Source organism: Actinomadura sp. ATCC 39365 (assembly GCF_054392275.1).
In genome coordinates, this window is record NZ_CP184335.1 from 1586695 (window position 1) to 1609052 (window position 22358).

Genomic DNA, 22358 nt, shown 5'->3' on the forward strand with positions numbered 1-22358 from the left:
ACACTAAATACCTGGAGTGCGCTCCAGGCCATAGGGTGAGTTCATGATCTGCGCGGGGTCGTCGTGATCGTCCTGCTCCGCGCCGCGTTGCCGATCTTCCTGGCGATGGTCACCGGCATGGTGGGCACGCTGGTGATCACGTCCGTGCTCGGCAACCACGAGACGGTCGCGCTGGCCGCCTTCGCGGTGATGACCGCGGTGCTCACGCCCGCCACCGCCGCCGTGCAGGGCGCGCTGCGGGGGCTCGGGCCGTTCGTGGCGCCGTACCGGGACGATCCGGGCGCGGCGGTGCCCGTCGTACGGGACGCGCGCTGGCTCAGCCTGGCCACGGGCACGCTGGGGGCGCTCGCCGTGATCTGCGTGCCCGTGCTCGCGCGGGTGAGCGGGGTGCCCGCCGAGGTGGTCGGCGAGTTGGGTCTGCTGCCCTGGTATCTGGCCGGCTACCTGCTGGTCTTCGCCTCGACCGGCGGCGCGAGCACGATCCTGGTGGCGCTCGGGCGCAGCCGCGACGTGTTGTGGCCCAGCCTGACCTTCGGTCTGGTGCTGAGCGTGCTGACCGTGGTGCTGGCGCCGCGGATCGGTCTCGACGGCGTGGGCGTGGCCTGGCTGGTCGCCGGGGTGGTGGCCGCGGTCGTGGCGAGCCTCCTGCTGCGCCGGGCGCTCGGGCGGCCGATCGGGCAGGGGCGGCCCAGGATGACGGAGATAGTCCGGCTGGCCAGGGTCAGCGTGCCGCTGGCGGCGACCGTGCTGATCAAGTTCGGGGTGCTCGGCGTGGTCACGTTCGCCGCGGGCACGACCGGCGCCCGCGACACCGCGGCGCACGCGGTGCTGACCACGCTCACCGGTCTCCTCATGCTGGCCTCGCTCTCCGTCGCCCAGGCGTCGGTGCCCGAGGTGGCCCGCGCCGGAGACCCGGCCGCGGCGCGGCGGGCCAACCGCGCCGCCGCGCTGCTCGCCGTCGCCGGGACGCTGGCCGCGGCCCTGGCGCTGCTCCTGCTCGGCGAGCGGGTGCTCGGGCTGTTCACCGGTGACGCGGCCGTACGCGAGCGGGCCCTCGCGCTGCTGCCGCTGATGTTGGTGTCGTCGCTGGCCGACGCCGCGCAGGCCGTGCACGGCATGGGGCTGACCGCGCTCAAGAGGTCCGGCGCCAGCCTGGCCTACTTCGTCCTCGGCTACGGCGCGCTCCTGGCGGCCGCGGTGCCGGTGGCGCGGACGTGGGGCATCACCGGGCTCTGGGTGGCCATGGCGGCGGCCAACGTCCTGCTCCTGGTGCTCCAGGGGGCCGGGTTCCGCCGGCACAGCGCCCGCGTGGGCGCGGCCGAGGCGGTGGCCTGAGCGTCCCGGGCGCAGCCGTGGGGCATGATGGCGAGGTGGGGGATGTCGTGTTCCGGGTCCTGGCCGCCGTGGCGGCGACGTTCGCGCTGTCGGCGGCTCCGGCGTGGGCCGACGACGACGGGCCGGAGAAGCTGTTCACGTTCAAGGACCGCACCATCACCGAGTCGAGCGGCCTGGCCGTGTCGCCCACGCACGACAACGTCTTCTACACCCACAACGACAGCTCCGCCGCCCCCGTCTTCTACGCGGTCGGCGCCGACGGGCGGACGAAGGCCACCTTCCACCTGCGCGGCGCCCAGGCCAGGGACTGGGAGGCCATGGCCGCGACCAGAGACCCGGCCACCGGGCAGGGCACGCTCTGGTTCGCCGACATCGGCGACAACCTCGACGGCGCCTGGCCCGACGTGTCGATCTACAAGGTCGCCGAGCCGCGCACGCTCCGGGACGCCACGCTGCCGGCCACCCGCTACCGCTTCCGCTACGCCGGCGGCGGCCGCAACGCCGAAGGCATCATGATCAACCCGCGCACCGGCCGCCTCTACGTCGTGTCCAAGGAGTTCTCCGGGTCCGTCTACGCCGCGCCGAAGCGGCTGCGCTCCGACAAGGTCAACGTGCTGCGCAGGGTAGCCGCGGCCCCGATCATGGCCACGGACGCCGCCTACGCCCCCGACGGCTCCTCCTACGTCATCCGCACGTACTTCTCGGCGACCCTCTACCGCCCCTCGGGCGAGACCCTGGCCAGGGTCACCATGCCGGAGCTGCGGCAGGCCGAGTCGATCGCCTACACCGCCGACGGCAAGGCCCTGCTGGTCGGCTCGGAGGGCCCGAACAGCCCGGTCTACCGGGTGCCGCTGCCCGAGCGTGCCCAGGCCACGCGCACCCCCACACCGAAGCCCGTCGCCGCCCAGGAGAGCGCGCGGCCGTCCGACACCACCGAGCCGAGCGGCCTGACCGCCAAAGACGTGCTGATCTGGCTGGCCGCGGCCGCGGGCGCGACCGGGGTGATCACCTTCATCGCGCGCCGCACCCGGTGAGCCGTCAGGGGTTGCGCATGGTCGCGGTGAACATGTCGCCGCGCAGCGCGCGCTCGACCACCTCGATCGAGCGCGACAGGCGCACCAGCCGCGGCCCCTCCTCGCGGTAGGTGTCGAGCACGGCCTCGATGGCGTGCGGCGGCAGGTGGCCCTTGAGATCGACGGCCGCGCCGCGATAGCCCGCGCGGGCGGCCTCGACCGCCGACCGGACGTGATGCCTGGCCATGCTGGCCAGGGCCACCGGGTGCCGCCTCAGCACTTCGTAGGCCCGGTAGTCGGGCGGCACCGCGTCGAGCAGCCAGGCCACCGCCGAGGTCTCCCAGTCGGGGACGCTGGGCGGGCGGACCTCGGCGGGCCACTCTGGCGGGACGTACATGAAGGCCATCGTACTCATGTTCGATTCGCCCAGGTATGGCGGCAGGGCGGCCTTTACCAGGAAAATCAGGTGTGTGACGGAAAAGATCGGTGTCGTCGGCGCCGGGATCGTCGGACTGGCCGTGGCGCGCGAGCTGGCCGCTACCCGCGGCGCCGAGGTGACCGTGCTGGACAAGGAGCCGCGCGTCGGCGCCCACCAGACCGGGCACAACAGCGGCGTCGTGCACGCCGGGATCTACTACCCGCCGGGTTCGCTCAAGGCCAGGCTGTGCCGGGAGGGCGTGGCGCTGCTCAAGGCGTACTGCGCCGAGCACCGGCTGCCCTACCGGGAGGTCGGCAAGCTGGTCGTGGCGAGCACGCGGGCCGAGCGCGCGCCGCTGCGCGCGCTGGCCGAGCGGGCGCGGGCCAACGGCGTGCCGGGCGTCGCCGAGCTGGACGGCCTCGGCCTGCGCGAGATCGAGCCGCACGCGGTCGGGGTCGCCGCGATCCACTCGCCGCACACCGCCATCGCCGACTTCCCCGCCGTCGCCCGCTCGCTCGCCCTCGACGTGGCCAGGACGGGCGGCTCGGTACGCCTGTCCCACCCCGTCCGGGCGATCCGCGAGACGTCGAGGGGCGTCGAGGTGCTGGCCGGGGGCGGCGGTTCACCTTCGACCGGCTGGTGGTCTGCGGCGGCCTCGGCACGGACGCGGTCGCCAGGATGGCCGGGGCGCCGGGGGACGTGCGGATCGTGCCGTTCCGGGGCGAGTACTACGCGCTGGCCGGGGCGGCCAGGGAGCTGGTGCGCGGGCTGATCTACCCGGTGCCCGACCCGCGGTACCCGTTCCTGGGCGTGCATCTGACCAGGCACATCGACGACGAGGTCCTGGTGGGGCCGAACGCGGTGCTGGCCCTGGCCTACGAAGGCTACAGATGGCGAGATGTACGAAATTTCGGTCAAATTATGCGTTGGCCGGGGACACTTCGCATGGCTCGCACCCACTGGCGTACCGGGATCAAGGAGGTCTACGGCTCGCTCGTCAAGAGCGCCTTCGTCCGGGCCGCCCGGCGGTACGTGCCCGAGCTCACCGCCGCCGACCTCGTCAGGACCGGCGGCGGCGTACGCGCCCAGGCCGTCGCCAGGGACGGCCGGCTGGTGGACGACTTCGTGGTCGACGTCCACGGGAGCGTGGTCCTGGTCCGCAACGCGCCCTCGCCGGCGGCGACGTCAAGCCTGGCAATTGCCCGGCATATCGCCGGAATTGTTCCAGCACTCTCCCGATGAGGGCATCCTTGGATGTGATGGAATCACGCCTGCTGATAGTCGAGGACGACCCCAACATCCTCGAACTCCTCGCCGCGAGCCTGAGGTTCGCGGGCTTCGACGTGACCACGGCCAAGAGCGGCCTCGACGCCGTCAACGCCGTGCAACGGCACCGGCCCGACCTCGTCGTGCTCGACGTCATGCTGCCCGACCTGGACGGGTTCGAGATCGTCCGGCGGATGCGGAGCGGCGGGCTGCACACGCCCGTGGTGTTCCTGACCGCCCGCGACGAGACCGAGGACAAGATCCGCGGGCTCACGATCGGCGGCGACGACTACGTCACCAAGCCGTTCAGCCTGGAGGAGGTCGTGGCCAGGATCCACGCGGTGCTCCGACGTACCAGCGGGGACGCGCAGGCCGCACCGCCCAGGCTGACCTTCGCCGACATCGAGCTGGACGAGGAGAGCCACGAGGTCTGGCGCGGCGGCAACGCCGTCTCGCTCTCGCCGACCGAGTTCAAGCTGCTGCGCTACTTCATGACCAACGCCGGCCGCGTGCTGTCCAAGCCCCAGATCCTCGACCACGTCTGGGACTACGACTTCAGGGGCGAGGTGGGCATCGTGGAGTCGTACGTGTCCGTCCTGCGCAGGAAGATCGACAACCGTAGCCCCCGGCTCATCCACACCCTGCGGGGCGTCGGATACGTGCTGCGCCTGCCGCCGAGCCCCTGATGAGAGCCCTGCCGCTGAGGGTCAAGCTGATCGCTGCGATGCTGGCCCTGCTCGGCTGCGGCATGACCTTCGTCGGCCTGGTCAGCGTCTCGGTCCTGCACGGTTACCTCATGGACCGGGTGGACAGCCAGCTCAACCTGCTCAGCGTGCGCATGCACAAGAAGGTCGTCAGCGACTGGCGCCGGGACAGGGAGACCCCCGACCGCCCGATCCTCATCGAGTCCGACGCGATCGCGCTGGTCAAGGAGCCGGGCGAGGCGTTCGTCCCGATGCTGCGCGACCGCGACGTGGACGCCAAGCCCAAGCCCGTCCTGCGCGAGTCGCCCGGCGACGACGCCTACACCGCGCCCGCCGCCGGCGGCGACGGCGAGTGGCGGGTGCTGCAGAGCGTGATCCAGCGGCGCACGCTGGTCGTCGCGGTGGACCTGGAGGAGGTGGACGCCATCACCCGGCGGCTCGTGCTGATCGAGCTGCTCGGCGGCGGCGGCATCCTGCTCATCCTGGCGGTCGCGGGCGTCACGATCGTGCGCCGCAGCATGCGTCCGCTCGGCCAGATCGAGCGCACGGCCGAGGCCATCGCGGGCGGCGAGCTCGGCCGCCGGGTGCCGGACGCCGACCCCCGTACCGAGGTGGGCCGCCTGGCCAGGTCGCTCAACGGCATGCTCGCGCAGATCGAGACCGCCTTCGCCGCGCGCTCGGCGTCCGAGGCGGCGGCCCGCCGCTCCGAGGACCGCATGCGCCAGTTCGTCGGCGACGCCTCCCACGAGCTGCGCACCCCGCTCACCTCCATCCGCGGCTTCGCCGAGTACGCCCGCCAGAACCCCGGCGCCGACCCCGCCGAGCTGATGCAGCGCGTGGAGAAGGCCGCCGGGCGCATGAGCCTGCTGGTGGACGACCTGCTGCTGCTGGCCAGGGTGGACCAGCAGCGCCCGCTCCAGATGCGCCCGGTGGACATGCTGGCCCTGGTCGCCGACGCCGTGCACGACGCCAGGATCCTCGCCCCCGACCGTACGGTGAAGCTGGACGTGGTCGGCGGCGCGGCGCTCATCGTCTCCGGCGACGAGGTGCGCCTGCGGCAGGTCATCAGCAACCTCATGACCAACGCCATCGTGCACACCGAGCCGGGCACCCCCATCGTCGTCCGGGCCGGGGCGACCGACGACACGGTCTTCACCGAGGTCGCCGACAGCGGCCCCGGCCTGCCGCCCGAGCAGGTCGAGCGGGTCTTCGAACGCTTCTACCGCGCCGACTCCGCGCGCAGCCGCCGCCGTTCCTCCGAGGACCGCGGCAGCGGGCTCGGCCTGGCCATCGTGCAGGCGCTCGTCCAGGCCCATGGCGGGACCGTGACGCTGACCAGCTCGCCCGCGGAGGGCTCCACCTTCCGGGTCGAACTCCCACTCGCCTTGGAGTGAGCCTTCAGCTAACCCTCAGGTGCCTGGGTCACCCTGGAATCGTGACAAAACCCGAGCTCCGCGAGGTCCGCGAGGCGTTGATCATGGTGGTGGACGACGAGCCCAGCATCAGGGACCTCCTCTCCGCCAGCCTGCGCTTCTCCGGGTTCGAGGTGCTGACCGCCGCCGACGGGCAGGAGGCCGTCGAGGTCGCCGAACGCGCCGCGCCCGACCTGGTGGTGCTCGACGTCATGCTGCCCGACCTGGACGGGTTCGAGGTGGCCAGGCGGATCGACGCGCCCGTGTTGTTCCTCACCGCCAGGGACGCCACCGAGGACAAGATCGCCGGCCTCCGGGTGGGCGACGACTACGTCACCAAGCCGTTCAGCCTGGAGGAGGTGCAGGCCAGGATCCGGGCGGTGCTGCGCCGTACCAGGACGGAGGGGGCGCCGGCCAGCCGGCTGAAGGTGGCCGACCTGGAGCTGGACGAGGACGCCCGCGAGGTCTGGCGGGCCGGCCGCCAGGTACGGCTGTCCCCGACGGAGTTCAAGCTGCTGCACTACTTCATGGTCAACGCCGGCCGCGTGTTGTCGAAGGCGCAGATCCTCGACCACGTGTGGAACTACGACTTCGGCGGCGACGCCGGCGTCGTCGAGTCGTACGTCTCCTACCTGCGGCGCAAGGTGGACGACGTCGAGCCCCGCCTGATCCACACGCTGCGCAGCGTCGGGTACGTGCTCAGGGAGCCGCCGCCCGCCGGTTGATCCCACCGCGCGGCCCCGCCCGGTGGACCGTCCCGGGCGCTCACCGTAGCGTGGACCTGCGGGCGTGAGGTGTCGAGCGGCGTACCGCGGGAAGCGGGGTTGGCACCTATGGATCTGCTGGGGGCGTTGGAGTCGTTGCGCCGCCCGCTCGATCGCGAGCTGTTCCCGCTGGCGATCGGCGAGGCCGCGGCGGACCGGCGTGCCCTGCGCGAGCTGGCCGGGCAGCTCGACGACTACCTGCTGCCGCGGCTGCGGGCGATCGACGCGCCGCTGCTCGCCGTCGTCGGCGGGTCCACCGGGGCGGGCAAGTCCACGCTGGTCAACTCGCTGGTGGGGGCCGACGTGGCCGAGCCCGGCGTGCTGCGGCCCACCACGCTGGTGCCCACGCTCGTCGTCAACCCGGCCGACCGCGACTGGTTCACGGGCCAGAACGTGCTGCCCGGCCTGTCCCGCGCCACCGGTGACTCCGGCGGCGGCGGCGCGGGCGCGCTGCGCGTGGTCGCCTCCGACGCGCTCGGCGCCGGGCTGGCGCTGCTCGACGCCCCCGACATCGACTCCGTGGTCACCTCCAACCGGGAGCTGGCCGCGCAGCTCCTCGCCGCCGCCGACCTGTGGCTGTTCGTCACCACCGCCGCCCGGTACGCCGACGAGGTGCCCTGGAGCTTCCTGCGCTCGGCCCGCGAACGCAGCACGGCCCTCGCCGTCGTCCTCGACCGGATCGCGCCCGAGGCCGTCGAGCCCGTCTCGCGCGACCTCGACCGGCTCCTGGCGGAGAACGGCCTGTCGGGCACCCGGCTGTTCACCGTGCCCGAGGCCGCGCTGCCCGACGAGAAGGCGCGGCTGCCGGAGGAGTCGGTGCGGCCCATCGTCTCCTGGCTCACGGGGCTGGCCGCCGACGCCGCCGAGCGGTCCCGGGTCGTCCGCCAGACGTTGTCGGGCGCCCTGGACAGCCTGGACACCCGGGTCCCCGCGCTGGCCACGGCCGTCGAACGCCAGCAGGCCGCCTTCGACGGGCTGCGGACGATCGTGACCGGCGCGTACGCGGGCGGCATGGCCGACTTCGACGAGGGCATGCGCGACGGGTCCCTGCTGCGCGGCGAGGTGCTGGCCCGCTGGCAGGACTTCATCGGCACCGGCGACCTCATGCGTTCCCTGGAGAGCCGGGTGGGGTGGCTGCGTGACCGGATCGTCGGCTTCTTCACCGGCCGCGCCCCCGCCGTCGAGCTCAAGGACGCCCTGGAGAGCGGCGTCGAGTCGCTGATCAGAGGCGCGGCCGACGGCGCCGCAGAACGCGCGCTCGAAGGGTGGTCGGCCGCGCCGGGCGGGGGCGGGCTGCTCGACCGGCTCGGCGCCATGGAGTCCGCGCGGCTCGGCCGGGCCTCTCCCGACCTGGCCGCACGCGCCGAGGCGGCGGTGCGCGGCTGGCAGGAGTTCGTCCTCGACCTCGTACGCGAGGAGGGGGCGGAGAAACGCACCACCGCCCGGCTGGCCTCGTTCGGGGTCAACGGGGCGGGGCTGCTGCTCATGCTGGCCGTGTTCGCCTCGACCGGCGGGCTCACCGGGATCGAGGTCGGCATCGCGGGCGGCACGAGCGTGTTGTCGCAGAAGCTGCTGGAGGCCGTCTTCGGCGACCAGGCCGTGCGCTCGCTGACCACGCGGGCCCGCGAGGACCTGCGGGAACGGGTGCGGGTGCTGCTGGCGGAGGAGGCCGCCCGCTTCACCGCCCGGCTGGAGACCGTCGAACCGCCCAGGGGCACGGCCGACGCCCTGCGCGCGGCGGCCCGCGCGGTCCACGACCACCGCGCCGAACTCCCCACCGCCGCCGCCCCCACAGCCGAGCTTCCCGCTCCCACGGTCGAGCTTCCCGCTCCCGGCGTGCCCCGGCCGCCCGCTGGCGACCGCACGGAGGGGCCGTGAAGCTGCTGCGCCGCAAGGAGGGGCCCTCGCTCGACTCCCGGCTGGCCGCCCTGCTGGAGGCCGCCGAGCTCGCCGAGGGGCGCCTCCCCGAGCAGGACGTGTCCGCCGCGCGGTCCGTCGCCGAACGGGCCGGCGCCCGCCGCAGCCTCTCCGTGGACCACACGGTGGCCGCGCTCGCCGGCGCGACCGGCAGCGGCAAGTCCTCGCTCTACAACGCCCTGACCGGCGAGGACCTGGCCGCCGTGGGCGTCACCAGGCCGACGACGTCCACCGCCCAGGCCGCCCTGTGGGACGGCGAGGGGGCCGGCCCGCTGCTGGACTGGCTGGACGTCCCGCGCCGCCACTCCGCCGCCGAGGCGCCCGGGATGTCGGGTCTCGTGCTCCTCGACCTTCCGGACCACGACTCCATCCGGCTCTCCCACCGCCTTGAGGTGGACCGCCTGGTGGCGCTGGTGGACCTGCTCGTCTGGGTCGTGGACCCGCAGAAGTACGCCGACGCCGCGCTGCACGAACGTTACCTGCGCCCGCTGGCCGGCCACCGCGACGTGATGCTGGTGGTGCTCAACCAGGTGGACCGCCTGCCTCCACAGGCTGTGGACCGCTGCGTGGCCGACCTGAGCCGCCTCCTGGAGGAGGACGGGCTGGCGGGCGTGCCGGTGCTGCCGGTCTCCGCCAGGACCGGGACGGGCCTGCCGGAACTGCGCTCGATCCTCGCCGACCGGGTCGCCGAGCGCGAGTCGTGGGCCGCCCGCCTGGCCGCCGACGTCACCGCCGCCGCCGGTCACCTGGCCGCGGACGGCGCGCGGCCGGACCCCGGCGGCCGGCGGGCGGCCGGGCTGGACCGGCGGCTCACGGGCGCGCTCTCCCAGGCGGCCGGGGTGCCGCTGGTCCTGGAGGCCGTGGCCAAGGGGCACCGGCACCGGGCCGTGGTCGCCACCGGCTGGCCGGTCACCCGCTGGTTGCGCAGGTTCCGGCCCGACCCGTTGCGCAGGCTCAGGATCGGGGTGGGGAAGCCCGGCAAGGAGATCGTCGGGCGTACGTCGGTGCCGGCGGCGTCGGCCGTACAGCGGGCGCAGGTCGAGACGGCGATCAGGGACGTCGGCGAGGGGGCCGCCGCGGACCTGCCCGGCCCGTGGGCGGCGGCGGTGCGGCAGGCCGCGCGCTCGCGCTCCCCGGAGCTGGCCGACGCGGTGGACCGGGCCGTGGGCCGCACCACCGCCGGCACGACCCGCAGGCCGCGGTGGTGGCGGATGGTGAACGTGCTGCAGTGGCTGGTCTTCGCCGTGATGGTGGCGGGCGCGCTGTGGCTGGGGGTGCTGTTCGGGATGGACTACCTGCGCCTGCCGCAGCCGCCGCTCCCGACCGTGGGCGCGGTGCCGTGGCCGACCGTGCTGCTGGCGGGCGGCGCGCTGGCCGGGGTGGTGATCGCGGTGTTGTCCAGGCTGGCCGCGTGGGCGGGCGGGCGGCGCCGGGCCCGACGTACGGCACGCGCCCTGCGCGCCGCCATCGGCGAGGTCGCCGAGGACTACGTGCTGGAGCCCGTGACGGCCGAGCTCGACCGCTACACCCGCTTCACCGAGGCCGTCACCGTGGCCCGCTCCTGACCGCCGTCACCCGCGTCACCCGGGTCCCCGTGAGCAGGACCGCCGTCACCCGCGCCTCCGTCCGAGCAGAGGGACCGCGAGGAGTGCGCCCAGCAGGGTGGACGCCGCGCCCACCAGGAACGGCGCCGGCGCCCCGAACCACTGCCCGGCCACCCCCGCCACCCCCGACCCGGCCGCGGCCCCCATCCCCAAGGCCGTGGACAACCACCCGAACGCCTCCCCCTGGGCCCCCGGCGCGAACCGGTCCACCAGCAGCGACGACGTCGTCAACGCCGGATTCAGCACCATCCCCCCGGCGAACAGCACCACCCAGAACACCGGCAACGCCCCCACCACCGCCAGCGGCGCCAGTACGACCCCGAGCGCCAGCATCGCCCCCACCAGCCGCGCCGCCGGCGAGGACGCCCACGTACGGGCCCCGTACCCGGCCGCCCCCGCGATGCCGCCCAGCGAGAGCGCCGCCACCAGCACCCCGGTGGCGGCGGGCACGCCACGGGCGGCCGACAGCGCGGGCACCCCCACCTGCAACGCCCCCATGGTGCCGCCGAGCAGCAGCACCACGGCCAGCAGCACCAGCATCCGGCGGTCCTCGAAGACCCGCCCGCCCTCCCGTACGGACGCCGCCCCACCCGCCCGCAACGCCCGCGAGAACGCCAGCGTGCCCGCCCCCGCCGCCACCGCCACCACCCCCAGCGCCAGCGAGGACGAGGCCACCGCGATCACCAGCCCGAACAGCAGCGGCCCGATCAGCATGGCCAGCTCCTGCACCAGGTAGACCAGGCTGTAGACGGCCGTGCGAGCGCCGTCGGACACCCGCCGTCGCCGCGAGCACCACCCGAGGCCCGCGCCGGTCCATGAGCCGCCCCTGGACGGGCCTGCCCATGCCCGCGCCCACCGAGAACGCCGCCGCGCACGTGCCCGCGAGCGCCAGTGACCCGGTCGCGTCCTGCACGACCAGCACCATCCCCACGGGCGCGACCTGCTGGGTGAGCTGGGAGAGGAAACCGCACACGGCCTGAGCCCCCACGCCGGGCAGCCCCAGCAGGTCCCGATACGGCATGCCCCTTCCCATACGCCCACGCTAACCCGCAAGATCGCCGAATCCCGCCCTCCGGCGAGGTGACAGCGGTGCCCCCCATCGCCATGGGGTGGGTCGGAAAGCCACGGCCCTCCGCCGGGTCCGGAAGGGGCGGTCAGTCGGAGGTGAGGGAGGCGGCGACCGTGCGCAGGGTCGACAACAGCGGCCGGAGCAGGGGATGCGCGTCGGCCCCGCGGCGGATCGCGGCGAAGACGCGGCGATCGGGCCCCGGCGTCTGGCGCACCACGACCCCGGACAGCGCCATGTCCCGCAGCGCGAGCCGCGGCACGAGCGCCACCCCCGCGCCCGCCCCCACCAGCGCCACCACGGCCCGGAAGTCGTCGGAGCAGTGGACGACGTTGGGCGTGAACCCCACCTGCTGGCACGCGAACGTGATGACGTCGTGCACGGGATTGCCCGGATAAGGACCGATCCACGTGTCGGCGGCGAGCGACACCAGCGTGGCCGACCCCGCCTCCGGATGCCCCTCGGGCAGGACCAGGTCGAACGGCTCGGCGTACAGGGGGATGCGCGACAGCCGGCGGTCGGCGGCGTCGGGGCCGCCCCGGTACTCGACCGTCACCGCCAGGTCGGCCCCGCCGTCGAGCAGCATGGCCAGGCTGTGGTCGCCCTCGGCGTCGAGCACCCGGACCTGCAGGCCGGGCGCGGTGGTGCGCAGGGCGGCGATGGCGGGGGAGAGCACGGCGCTGATCGCGGTGGCGAAGCAGGCCACGGTCACCTCGCCGGCCTCGCCCGTGGTGTACGCGGCCACCTCGGCCTCGGCGCGTTCGAGCTGGGCCAGGACCTCGTTGGCGTGCCCCAGCATGATCTTGCCCACGGCGGTGAGGTGCACGCCCCGGCCGTCACGCGTGAACAGCCGGTGGCCCACCTCGTGCTCCAGCGCCACGAGCTGCTGGGAGACCGCCGACGGGGTCAGGTGGAGCGCCGCCGCGGCGGCGGTGACCGTGCCGTGGTCGGCCACCGCCCGCAGTGTGCGCAGCCGCCGCGTGTCAATCACGCAGCGAGGATACTCAACCCTGGCGTGCTTGGACGAAAGCCGCCACGGCCCGGTCGACGTCCTCGGTGGAGTGGGCGGCCGAGAGCTGCACCCGGATCCTGGCCTGGCCGTGCGGCACGACCGGGTAGGAGAAGCCGATCACGTAGACGCCCAGGTCGAGGAGGCGTTCGGCCATGGCGCCTGCCTCGGCGGCGTCGCCGATCATCACGGGCACGATGGGGTGCTCGCCCGGCAGGATGTCGAACCCGGCCCTGGTCATCTCGCTGCGGAAGCGCGCGGTGTTCGAACGCAGCTGCTCGCGGGCCTCGCCGGAGGTCTCCAGCAGGTCGAGGATGCGCAGCGAGGCCGAGGCGATGACGGGGGCCAGGGAGTTGGAGAACAGGTACGGCCGCGACCGCTGGCGCAGCAGCTCGCAGACCTCCTTGCGGGCCGAGACGTAGCCGCCGCTGGCCCCGCCGAGCGCCTTGCCCAGGGTGCCGGTGATGATGTCGACCCGGTCGGTGACGCCGTGCAGCTCGGGCGTGCCGCGGCCGGTGGGGCCGACGAAGCCGACGGCGTGGGAGTCGTCCACCATGACCATGGCGTCGTACCGGTCGGCCAGGTCGCAGATCTCGCGCAGCGGGGCGAGGTAGCCGTCCATGGAGAAGACGCCGTCGGTGACGATCAGCCGCCGCCGGGCGTCGGACGCCTCCTTGAGCCTGGCCTCCAGCTCGGCCATGTCGCGGTTGGCGTAGCGGAAGCGCTGGGCCTTGGACAGGCGGATGCCGTCGATGATGCTCGCGTGGTTGAGGGCGTCGGAGATGACCGCGTCCTGGGCGTCGAGCAGGGTCTCGAACACGCCGCCGTTGGCGTCGAAGCACGAGCTGTAGAGGACGGTGTCCTCCATGCCCAGGAAGTCCGACAGGCGGGATTCGAGCTCCTTGTGCACCTCCTGGGTGCCGCAGATGAACCGTACGGAGGCCATGCCGAAGCCCCAGCGGTCGAGCGCCTGCTTGGCCGCCTCGACCACCTCGGGGTGGTCGGCCAGGCCCAGGTAGTTGTTGGCGCAGAAGTTCAGCACCTCGCGCCCGGCCACACCGACCTGGGAGCTCTGCGGGGTGGTGATCACCCGCTCGGGCTTGAGCAGCCCGGCCTCGGTGATCTCGTCGAGCGTCGCACGCAGCTGCTCGCGCACGTTCGTGAACATCAAGCGCTCCAATCGAGGATGACCTTGCCCGTACGGCCGCTCGCGGCCGTGTCGAAGGCGGCGTCGAAGTCGTGGTACGGGAACCGATCAGTGATCACGGGGGAGAGGTCGAGACCCTTTTCCAGCAGGACTGACATGTTGTACCAGGTCTCGAACATCTCCCGGCCGTAAACGCCCTTGATGGTGAGCATCGAGGTCACCACGGTGGCCCAGTCGACGGCGAACTCCTCGGCGGGAAGACCGAGCATCGCGATCTTCCCTCCGTGCGTCATGTTCGCGATCATGTCACGCATGGCCCCAGGGTTACCGGACATCTCAAGCCCGACGTCGAAGCCCTCCCGCATGTGGAGCTGGCGCATGCCTTCGTCGATCGTGGCCCTGGAGACGTTGAGCGCGAGCGTGACGCCGAGCTTGCCGGCCAGGTCGAGGCGCTCGTCGCTGACGTCGGTGATCATCACGTTGCGCGCGCCGACGTGCGTGGCCACGGCCGCCGCCATCAGCCCGATCGGGCCGGCGCCGGTGATCAGCACGTCCTCACCGACCAGGGGGAAGGACAGCGCGGTGTGCACGGCGTTGCCGAACGGGTCGAAGATGGCCGCCACGTCGGGATGAACGGGAACCCGGTGCACCCATACGTTCGAGGCGGGCAGCGTGACGAATTCGGCGAACGCGCCGTCCCTGTTGACGCCGAGGCCGACCGTGTTGCGGCACAGGTGACGGCGTCCGGCCATGCAGTTGCGGCACTTGCCGCAGACGATGTGGCCCTCGCCGCTCACCAGGTCGCCGACGGCGATGTCCTCCACGCCGGGCGCGACCTCGACCACGTGGCCGGAGAACTCGTGCCCGACGACGAGCGGGAGCTTCAGCGTGTGCCGCGCCCAGTCGTCATATTTGCGGATGTGCAGGTCGGTGCCACAGATGCCGGTACGCAGCACCCGGATCTTCACCTCGCCCGGCCTGACCTCGGGCTCCGGCACGTCCACCAGCCAAAGGCCGGGCTCGGCCTTCTGCTTGACCAGCGCTTTCATCGCTTCACTTCCCCCTGTTCCGAACCTAACGCACTGTGCCCGCTCCCCTCGGAACATGTCCATCGAGGGATTCTTAAGTGCCCCCACAGCTCAGCTTCACGCGGCCGTGGGACCAGGCACAATTACGAAATAAGCTTGAAGATGACCTGCCCGGCGACTCGGAGGTATCGGTGCGACAGCAGAGCGGCGACGCCTCGCTTCTGCGCAAGCTCAACTCGGCGGCCATCCTGCGCGGGTTGCGCGAGGCCGACGTGGCCACGCTGTCGGAGCTGGCCAGGTCCGCCCGGGTGTCCAGGCCGACGGCCGAGGTCATCGTCGACGACCTGGTCACCGAGGGCTGGGCGGAGGAGTGCGAGGAGGAGGCCGGCGACCGCCAGCGTGGGCGACCGGCCAAACGCTTCAGGTTCCGCGCCTCGGCGGGGCACGTGCTGGGCGTCGGCATCGGCGGCTCCAGCCTGCGCGCCATGCTGGCCGACCTGAACGGCACGATCACCGTCACCCGCCGCGCGCCCAACCACCGCGACATGCCCGCGGCCGAGCGGCTCGACCAGATCGTCGGGCTCGCCACGGAGACCGCCGCCCAGGCCGGGCTGGCGCTGGCGGACGTCACCGTCGTCGGCGTGGGCACCACCGGCACGGTCGACGGCTCCGGGCGTGTCGTGAAGAGCGTCGCCCTGTCCGACTGGACCGGCCTCGACCTGCAGGGCGAGCTGTCGGCCCGGATCCCCGCGCCGGTGCTCGTCGAGAACGACATGCGCCTGGCCGTCCTGGCCGAGCACTGGCGGGGCGCCGCCCAGGGGCGCGACGACGTCGTCTACCTGTTCACCGGCGACCGCATCGGCATGGGCCTGCTCATCGGCGGCCGGCCGTACCGGGGGCGCACGCGGCGGGGGGCGAGATCGGGGCCCAGCCGAACAACAACTGGACCGCCTTCCGGTACGTCCTCGACTACGCGATGGCCGTCGAGCCGGGCGAGCTGCGCTCCAGCCGGCAGTGCGCCGAGTTCGCGATCGCCAGGGCCCGCGCCGGCGACGAGCGGGCGGGCCAGGCGGTCAGGGAGTTCGCGCGCGGCCTGGCCGCCGGGCTCGTCACGGTGGTCAACCCGCTCGACCCGGACATGGTGGTCATCGGCGGCAGCCTGTCCTCGGCCGGAGACCTGCTGGTCGAGCCGGTACGCGAGCTGTTCGAGGAGTACTGCCTCTACCCGCCGGAGGTGGTGGCGTCGGGGCTGGGCAGCGAGTGCATCACGGTGGGCGCCGTCCGGTTCGCCCTCGATCAGGCGGATCGCCTGCTCTTTACGTAGCCATCTTGGTTAATTAGATAACCGTTCTGTCACGGACATGTCGCTGAGCGACATCGATCCAGCAAGCATGCTCAGATCTGATCGCTTTAACCTAGTTATTTGCATAAATCGGTACTAGCCTCCAGCCATCCCGACCCGACTGGAGGTGAGCGTGTGGCCGCTGTCACCCTGCTTGAGCGGCTGAAGCGCGACTGGACGCTGCTGGCCCTGTGCCTGCCCGGCGTCCTGTACTTCGTGGCCTTCTTCTACGTGCCGCTGCTCGGCAACGTCATCGCCTTCAAGGACTACGCGCCGTTCCTCGGCATCGCGGGCAGCCCCTGGGTGGGCCTGGACAACTTCGTGATGCTGCTGGAGGAGCCGGAGTTCTGGAGCGCGGTCGGCAACACCCTGCAGATCACGGCGCTCCAGCTCGTCCTCTACTTCCCGGCCCCGATCGCGCTCGCGCTCCTGCTGAACTCCCTGATCGGCCACCGCGTCAAGCGGTTCATCCAGACCGTCGTCTACCTGCCGCACTTCCTGTCGTGGGTGGTCGTGGTGGCGATGTTCCAGCAGGTCATCGGTGGCGCCGGCACGGTGAGCTCGTTCCTGAACTCGCACGGCATCACCATCGGCAACCTGATGTCGAACGCGGACACGTTCAAGCTGCTCGTGACGGCCCAGGTCATCTGGAAGGACTGCGGCTGGGGCACGATCATCTTCCTGGCCGCGATCACCGCGATCGACATGAGCCAGTACGAGGCCGCCGCCATCGACGGCGCCGACTGGAAGCGCCGCCTGTGGCACGTCACGCTGCCCGGCATCCGCTCGGTCATCCTCATGATGCTCATCCTGCGCCTGGGCGACATCCTGTCCGTCGGCTTCGAGCAGATGGTCCTGCAACGGGAGGCCGTGGGCGCCGGAGCGGCCGAGGTCATCGACACCTACGTCTACTACCACGGCATCCGTGACGGCGACTGGGGCATGAGCACCGCCGCCGGCCTCATGAAGGGCCTCATCGGCGCGGCGCTCATCTACGCGGCCAACAAGCTCGCGCACCGCTTCGGAGAGCAGGGGATCTATCGATGAGGCCGCCGTGGATGGAACGCCCGACCATCGCCGGGCGCACGCTCAAGTTCGTCGTGCTGACCGCGATCACCGTGGCCGTGCTGTACCCGTTCGGGCTGGCCGTCGGCACGAGCCTGATGGGCCGCGCCGAGAGCATCGCCAACGGCGGCAGCTACGTGCTCTGGCCCTCGCACCCGACCTTCGAGGCGTACTCGCTGATCCTGTCCGGCGGCGCGGTCACCCGGTCGGTACTGATCAGCATCGGCATCACGCTCACCGGCACCGCGCTCAGCCTGATCTGCACGGTCTTCCTCGGCTACGCGCTGTCGCGGCGCGGCATGCTCGGCGGCAAGCCGATCCTGCTCATGGTGCTGGCCACGTTCCTGTTCACGCCCGGCATGATCCCGAGCTACCTCATGGTCAAGGAACTCGGCATGATCGACACCTACCAGTCGCTCATCGTGCCGGTGCTGGTCAACGCGTTCAACGTGGTCGTGGTCAGGTCGTTCTTCCAGAACCTGCCCGAGGAGCTGTTCGAGGCGGCCCGCATGGACGGGTGCGGCGAGTTCCGGATGATGTGGCGGATCGCGATCCCGCTGTCCAAGGCGGTGATCGCCGTCGTCGGCCTGTTCTACGCGGTCTCGTACTGGAACACGTTCTTCAACGCCATCCTCTACATCAACGACCAGACCAAGCACCCCATCCAGGTCGTGCTGCGGCAGTTCATCTTCCGCGGCACCTCGGCCACGGGCTCCGACGTCGCCATCGTGCGTGACCTGCCCGCCTCGTCGGTGCAGATGGCGGTGCTCATCATCGCGCTCGTGCCGATCCTGCTCGCCTACCCCTTCCTCCAGAAGTACTTCACCAAGGGCGTCCTCACCGGCGCCATCAAGGGCTGAGAACCCGGGAGCAACCATGTCATCCATCATGTCCCGTCGTGGATTCCTCGGACTCGCGCTCGCCGGCGCCACGGTCGCCGGGCTCGCGGCCTGCGGCGGCGAGAGCGGCCCCGCAGGCGTGAAGAAGGGCGGCGCGGATCTGTCCAAGAAGCTGACGCTGCCGACGTACACCGCCGCCAAGATCCCCACACCCGACCTGCCGATCGACGCCGGCCAGGACCCCGCGTACCTGAAGTACCCGAGCGAGCTGGTCAAGTCGGTCGCCACCGCGCCGGGCGACGGCAAGAAGATCACCTCGCTCACCCAGACGTGGGACGTCGCGCCGCCCGCCCCCGGCCAGAACACCTACCTGCAGGAGCTGAGCAAGGCCCTGGGCTCCGAGTGGAGCATGAACATCGTCGTGGGCGACGGCTACCCCGACAAGTTCAACGCCATCATCGCCAGCGACGACCTGCCCGACCTGGTCTGGTTCCCGCCGAACCAGGGCCTGCAGCGGGTGCCCGAGCTGCTGGCGGCCAAGTTCCACGACCTGACGTCGTACCTGAGCGGCGACGCGATCAAGAAGTACCCGAACCTGGCCAACCTGGGCGACGTGACCTGGAAGTCCGCGGTCACCGACGGGAAGCTGTACGGCGTCGCGGTGGCCTACAGCCGCTTCGGCCAGGTGTTCCTGGTCAACCAGGACTACTGGCAGCCGGTCGGCGGCACCGAGTTCACCAGCGCCGACGACTTCCTGGCCAAGGCCAAGCAGCTGCTCGACGTGAAGAAGAACAAGTACCCGCTCGAGCCGAGCTACTACAACCACGTGCACATGTTCAGCCACTGGTACGGCGCCCCCAACACCTGGAAGCTGGCCGGCGGCAAGCTGACCCACCAGTTCGAGACGCCCGAGTACCAGGCGGCGCTGGAGCTCGCGGTCAAGTGCTTCAAGGCCAACCTGTTCTGGCCCGACCCCGCCCTGGCCACCATCAAGGACAAGGTCGCCAACGGCCAGATCGGCGCGTACGTCGAGTCGTTCCCCGGCTTCCTCAACGACGCCAAGACCCAGAAGTACAACCTGGGCGCGATCGTGCCGTTCGCGGCCACGCCGTCGTCCAAGCCGGTCTACAACGCCGGGCTCGGCTCGGTGGGCTTCACCTCGATCAGCAAGAAGGTGGACGCCAAGCGCATCGAGACCCTGCTCGGGGTGCTCAACTACCTGGCCGCCCCGTTCGGCACGGAGGAGTACGAGCGCGTCAACTTCGGCGTCGAGGGCACCCACTTCACCAAGAAGGACGGCGACCTCGCCTTCACCGACAAGGGCACGGCCGAGGTGCCCACCACGCAGCAGCCGCTCTCGTTCGTGATCGGGTCGCCGTCCGCGCTGTTCCTGCCCGGCCAGCCCGAGCGCACCAAGCTCATCCACGACTTCGAGACCAAGATCGCTTCTATGCTTCAGGAGCGCGTCACCACCGGCCACTTCTCCGACACCTACACCCAGAAGAACGGTGAGCTGAGCACCATGGCCTCGGACATGGTCGTGGACATCGTGACCGGGCGTAAGTCGATGTCGGACTGGCCGGCCTTCGTCAAGAAGTGGCTGGGCAGGGGCGGCGAGGCGATGCGTGCCGAGTACGAGGCCTCCATCGCCAAGGGCTGATCGTTCTACCGTTTGAAAGGACACTTGTGGAAGACCTGCGCATCGGAGTCATCGGGCTCGGCCTGCGGACGAGTCTCGCCCTGGCCGCCCACCGGCCGGGCGAGGGCTCGGTCGTGGCCGCGCTGTGCGACTCCGACCCGGCAGCGCTCAAGAAGCAGTCGGAGCGGTTCGAGGCGGAGTTCCTGACCGGGGAGTACCGCGAGCTGCTCGACCGGCCGGATCTCGACGCGATCGTCGTCAACACCCCCGACGACACGCACGAGCGCATCGCCATCGACGCTCTCCAGGCCGGCAAGGCCGTCTACCTGGAGAAGCCGATGGCCATCACCGTCGAAGGCTGCGACAACATCCTGCGGGCCGCCCGCGAGACGGGCAGCCGCCTGTACGTGGGGCACAACATGCGCCACATGGGCGTGGTCCGCCTGATGCGCGACATCATCCGCAAGGGTGTGATCGGTGAGCCCAAGACCGTGTGGGTACGCCACTTCGTGTCCTACGGCGGCGACTACTACTTCAAGGACTGGCACGCCGACCGCACCCGTACGACGGGCCTGCTGCTGCAGAAGGCGGCGCACGACCTCGACGTGATCCACTGGCTGGCCGGCGGCTACACCACCCGCGTGAACGCCCTCGGCGACCTGATGGTCTACGGCGACCTGCCGCGCCGCGAGCCCGGGACGCCCCGGCCGGAGGGCTGGCTGCGGGAGTTCGAGTGGCCGCCCACGCAGCGACGCGACCTGCACCACGTGATCGACGTCGAGGACGTCTCGGTCATGAACATGCGCCTGGACAACGGCGTCATCGCCGCCTACCAGCAGTGCCACTTCAGCCCCGACTACGTGCGCAACTACACGGTCATCGGGACCGAGGGCCGGCTGGAGAACTTCGGCGACGGCCCGGGGGACACGGTCAAGGTGTGGAACACCGGCCCCACCTCCTACCGGGACGACTGCGACATCGCCTACCAGGTGCCGGCCGCGCAGGGCTCGCACGGCGGGGCCGACACGCAGATCATGGCCGAGTTCTGCCGGTTCGTCAGGGAGGGCGGGGCGACCGACACCTCACCCGTGGCGGCCAGGATGAGCGTCGCCGCCGGGTACATGGCCACGATGTCGCTGCGCGACGGCGGCATGCCGTACGACGTGCCGTCGCTGGACCCGGAGCTGGCCGCGTACTTCGACAACGGCCAGCGCTGAGCGGCGCCGGGGCCGGGCGGGGGACCCGCGCGGCCCCGGCGGACGTCAGCGGCCGGCGTCCTTGGGGTCGCGCTCGCGCTCCAGGTCGGGGAACGGGGACGGCTCGTTGACGGCCTGGGTGATCTGGCGGGGGCCCTTGGGGCTCTCGGCCTCCTGCGCGTCGGCGACCGCCTCGGCCGCGGCCTCCGAGGCCGCCGCGATCTCCCTGTCCAGCTCCTCCGACGGCCGGGGCTCCTCCTCGCGGGTGGCGGCCGACTTCGGCAGCGCCTCGGTGAACGCCTTCGAGACGCCCTGCAACGCCGAGGTGACCTCGCTCGGGATGACCCAGAACGTGTTGCCGCTGCCCTGGGCGAGCTGCGGCAGCACCTGAAGGTACTGGTAGGCCAGCAGCTTGGGGTCGGGGTCGTTGCGGTGGACGGCCTGGAAGACCTGGTCGATGGCGCGCGACTGGCCCTCGGCCTCCAGGATGGCGGCCGAGCGCTGGCCCTCGGCCCGCAGGATGCGGCTCTGCTTGTCACCCTCGGCCGTGAGGATCTGCGACTGGCGCTGGCCCTCGGCGTTGAGGATCGCGGCCCGCTTGTCGCGCTCGGCCCGCATCTGCTTCTCCATCGCGTCCTTGATGGTCTTGGGCGGGTCGATGGCCTTGACCTCGACGCGGTTGACCCGGATGCCCCACTTGCCGGTGGCCTCGTCGAGCACGCCGCGCAGCTGGCTGTTGATGGTGTCGCGCGAGGTGAGCGTCTTCTCCAGGTCCATCGAGCCGATCACGTTACGCATGGTCGTGACGGTGAGTTGCTCTATCGCCTGGATGTAGTTGGCGATCTCGTACGCCGCCGCCCGGGGGTCGGTGACCTGGAAGTACAGGACGTTGTCGATCTCGACGACCAGGTTGTCCTCGGTGATGACCGGCTGGGGGCGGAAGGTCACCACCTGCTCGCGCAGGTCGATCATCGGATAGACGCGGTCGACGTAGGGGATGACGAAATTGAGACCCGGCTTGAGCGTGCGGTGGTAGCGGCCGAGCCGCTCCACGTTGCGGGCCCGCGCCTGGGGCACGATCCGCACGGCCTTGAGCACGGTGAACGCGGCGAAAAGGATGATCAGCAGTCCGGCTATCAGCAACGGGTCCATGTGGTCACTCCCGTGGATACACGAGGGCCGTGGCGCCCTCGATCTCGATGATGTCGACGGTTGCCCCGGTGGGGATCACCAGGGTCTCGTCATAAGCGCGTGCGGACCACTCCTCACCCCCGATGCGGACCCGCCCGTCGCGGCCCGTGACCTCGGAGACCACGTACGCGGGCTTGCCGACCAGCGCCTCCACGCCGAAACGCTGCAACGGCGGCTGCTGCAGATGGCGGACGGCGAGCGGCCGGATGACCACCATCCCCGCCGCGGACGACAGGGCGAACACGAGGATCTGCAAGGGGACGGGCAGCCCTACGGCGGCCGTCACGGCGGTCAGGAGAGCGGCCACGCCCAGGAGGCCGAGGGCCGCCGTGAGAGTGAACAGTTCGGCCACACCGAGGACGACTGCGAGGATTATCCAGATGACCCATTCATCCATGCTCCG

Annotated in this window: 20 protein-coding genes and 2 pseudogenes; 15 read left to right on the forward strand and 7 right to left on the reverse strand. The window is 71.7% G+C overall.

The annotated features are described in order from the left end of the window. The first annotated feature begins 63 nt into the window (after positions 1-63). Positions 64-1335 (forward strand): MATE family efflux transporter, encoded by a 1272-nt coding sequence (locus ACNF49_RS08145; RefSeq protein ID WP_482943275.1) that lies wholly within the window; start codon positions 64-66, stop codon positions 1333-1335. A 35-nt stretch (positions 1336-1370) separates the two neighbouring features. Beyond that, entirely contained in the window at positions 1371-2369 is a 999-nt protein-coding gene (locus ACNF49_RS08150; RefSeq protein ID WP_357976215.1) for a hypothetical protein, read from the forward strand. 4 nt (positions 2370-2373) lie between these two features. On the opposite strand, the gene ACNF49_RS08155 is transcribed toward ACNF49_RS08150, so the two are convergent. After that, positions 2374-2745, reverse strand: a complete 372-nt coding sequence (locus ACNF49_RS08155; RefSeq protein ID WP_352361667.1) for a hypothetical protein — start codon at positions 2743-2745, stop codon at positions 2374-2376. Positions 2746-2761: 16 nt separating this feature from the next. Here ACNF49_RS08155 and lhgO point away from each other — a divergent pair. The 6 genes and pseudogenes from lhgO to ACNF49_RS08185 all read left to right on the forward strand — a co-directional run bounded on the left by lhgO (position 2762) and on the right by ACNF49_RS08185 (position 10394). Continuing rightward, positions 2762-4008: pseudogene (gene lhgO / locus ACNF49_RS08160) on the forward strand (L-2-hydroxyglutarate oxidase). A gap of 17 nt (positions 4009-4025) precedes the next feature. After that, on the forward strand, positions 4026-4718 hold the full coding sequence (locus tag ACNF49_RS08165; RefSeq protein ID WP_352361663.1) for a response regulator transcription factor: 693 nt from the start codon (positions 4026-4028) through the stop codon (positions 4716-4718). Beyond that, positions 4718-6130 (forward strand): sensor histidine kinase, encoded by a 1413-nt coding sequence (locus tag ACNF49_RS08170; RefSeq protein WP_357976220.1) that lies wholly within the window; start codon positions 4718-4720, stop codon positions 6128-6130. The genes ACNF49_RS08165 and ACNF49_RS08170 overlap by 1 nt, the downstream gene beginning before the upstream one ends. Before the next feature lie 83 nt (positions 6131-6213). Continuing rightward, on the forward strand, positions 6214-6873 hold the full coding sequence (locus tag ACNF49_RS08175) for a response regulator transcription factor (protein ID WP_352361783.1): 660 nt from the start codon (positions 6214-6216) through the stop codon (positions 6871-6873). 108 nt (positions 6874-6981) lie between these two features. Next, positions 6982-8790 carry a GTPase family protein gene (locus tag ACNF49_RS08180; protein WP_482943276.1) on the forward strand — a complete coding sequence of 603 codons (1809 nt, stop codon included), beginning with the start codon at positions 6982-6984 and terminating at the stop codon, positions 8788-8790. Further along, on the forward strand, positions 8787-10394 hold the full coding sequence (locus tag ACNF49_RS08185; RefSeq protein ID WP_482943277.1) for a GTPase family protein: 1608 nt from the start codon (positions 8787-8789) through the stop codon (positions 10392-10394). Before ACNF49_RS08180 ends, ACNF49_RS08185 begins: the two co-directional genes overlap by 4 nt. Positions 10395-10439: 45 nt before the next feature. Here the strand turns inward: ACNF49_RS08185 and ACNF49_RS08190 are convergent, their stop codons facing one another. Further along, positions 10440-11207: a hypothetical protein gene (locus ACNF49_RS08190; protein WP_482943278.1), complete on the reverse strand. Its 768-nt coding sequence runs from the start codon at positions 11205-11207 to the stop codon at positions 10440-10442. Positions 11208-11248: 41 nt separating this feature from the next. Between ACNF49_RS08190 and ACNF49_RS08195 the strand changes: the two genes are divergently transcribed. Beyond that, a complete protein-coding gene (locus tag ACNF49_RS08195; RefSeq protein WP_482943279.1) occupies positions 11249-11413 on the forward strand; it encodes a hypothetical protein in 165 nt (54 codons plus the stop codon). Positions 11414-11587: 174 nt separating this feature from the next. On the opposite strand, the gene ACNF49_RS08200 is transcribed toward ACNF49_RS08195, so the two are convergent. The 3 genes from ACNF49_RS08200 to tdh are packed head-to-tail and all read right to left on the reverse strand — an operon-like array spanning position 11588 to position 14704. Then, the gene (locus ACNF49_RS08200) at positions 11588-12490 is read right to left on the reverse strand and encodes a LysR family transcriptional regulator (RefSeq protein WP_357976232.1); all 903 of its coding nucleotides are present in this window, start codon (positions 12488-12490) and stop codon (positions 11588-11590) included. A gap of 13 nt (positions 12491-12503) precedes the next feature. Then, positions 12504-13676 (reverse strand): glycine C-acetyltransferase, encoded by a 1173-nt coding sequence (locus ACNF49_RS08205; RefSeq protein WP_357976235.1) that lies wholly within the window; start codon positions 13674-13676, stop codon positions 12504-12506. Further along, positions 13676-14704, reverse strand: a complete 1029-nt coding sequence (gene tdh, locus ACNF49_RS08210) for an L-threonine 3-dehydrogenase (RefSeq protein WP_357976237.1) — start codon at positions 14702-14704, stop codon at positions 13676-13678. Before tdh ends, ACNF49_RS08205 begins: the two co-directional genes overlap by 1 nt. 464 nt (positions 14705-15168) lie before the next feature. On the opposite strand from tdh, the pseudogene ACNF49_RS08215 reads away from it, so the two are divergent. From ACNF49_RS08215 to ACNF49_RS08240, 6 genes and pseudogenes are all read left to right on the forward strand, one after another. Further along, positions 15169-15525 (forward strand): annotated as a pseudogene (locus tag ACNF49_RS08215) (ROK family protein); the annotation flags it as partial. Positions 15526-15659: 134 nt separating this feature from the next. Further along, on the forward strand, positions 15660-16007 hold the full coding sequence (locus ACNF49_RS08220) for an ROK family protein (RefSeq protein ID WP_482943280.1): 348 nt from the start codon (positions 15660-15662) through the stop codon (positions 16005-16007). Positions 16008-16160: 153 nt separating this feature from the next. Next, positions 16161-17072 carry an ABC transporter permease gene (locus tag ACNF49_RS08225; protein ID WP_357976243.1) on the forward strand — a complete coding sequence of 304 codons (912 nt, stop codon included), beginning with the start codon at positions 16161-16163 and terminating at the stop codon, positions 17070-17072. A gap of 11 nt (positions 17073-17083) precedes the next feature. After that, positions 17084-17950: a carbohydrate ABC transporter permease gene (locus tag ACNF49_RS08230; RefSeq protein ID WP_357976246.1), complete on the forward strand. Its 867-nt coding sequence runs from the start codon at positions 17084-17086 to the stop codon at positions 17948-17950. Between the two features lie 16 nt (positions 17951-17966). Next, positions 17967-19589, forward strand: a complete 1623-nt coding sequence (locus tag ACNF49_RS08235) for a type 2 periplasmic-binding domain-containing protein (protein WP_482943281.1) — start codon at positions 17967-17969, stop codon at positions 19587-19589. 26 nt (positions 19590-19615) lie between these two features. Continuing rightward, positions 19616-20785: a Gfo/Idh/MocA family protein gene (locus tag ACNF49_RS08240; protein WP_357976250.1), complete on the forward strand. Its 1170-nt coding sequence runs from the start codon at positions 19616-19618 to the stop codon at positions 20783-20785. Positions 20786-20830: 45 nt separating this feature from the next. Here the strand turns inward: ACNF49_RS08240 and ACNF49_RS08245 are convergent, their stop codons facing one another. Next, positions 20831-21916, reverse strand: coding sequence for an SPFH domain-containing protein (locus ACNF49_RS08245; protein ID WP_357976253.1), 1086 nt, complete (start codon positions 21914-21916; stop codon positions 20831-20833). A 4-nt stretch (positions 21917-21920) separates the two neighbouring features. Further along, positions 21921-22352 carry an NfeD family protein gene (locus ACNF49_RS08250; protein ID WP_352324976.1) on the reverse strand — a complete coding sequence of 144 codons (432 nt, stop codon included), beginning with the start codon at positions 22350-22352 and terminating at the stop codon, positions 21921-21923. Positions 22353-22358: the final 6 nt, after the last annotated feature.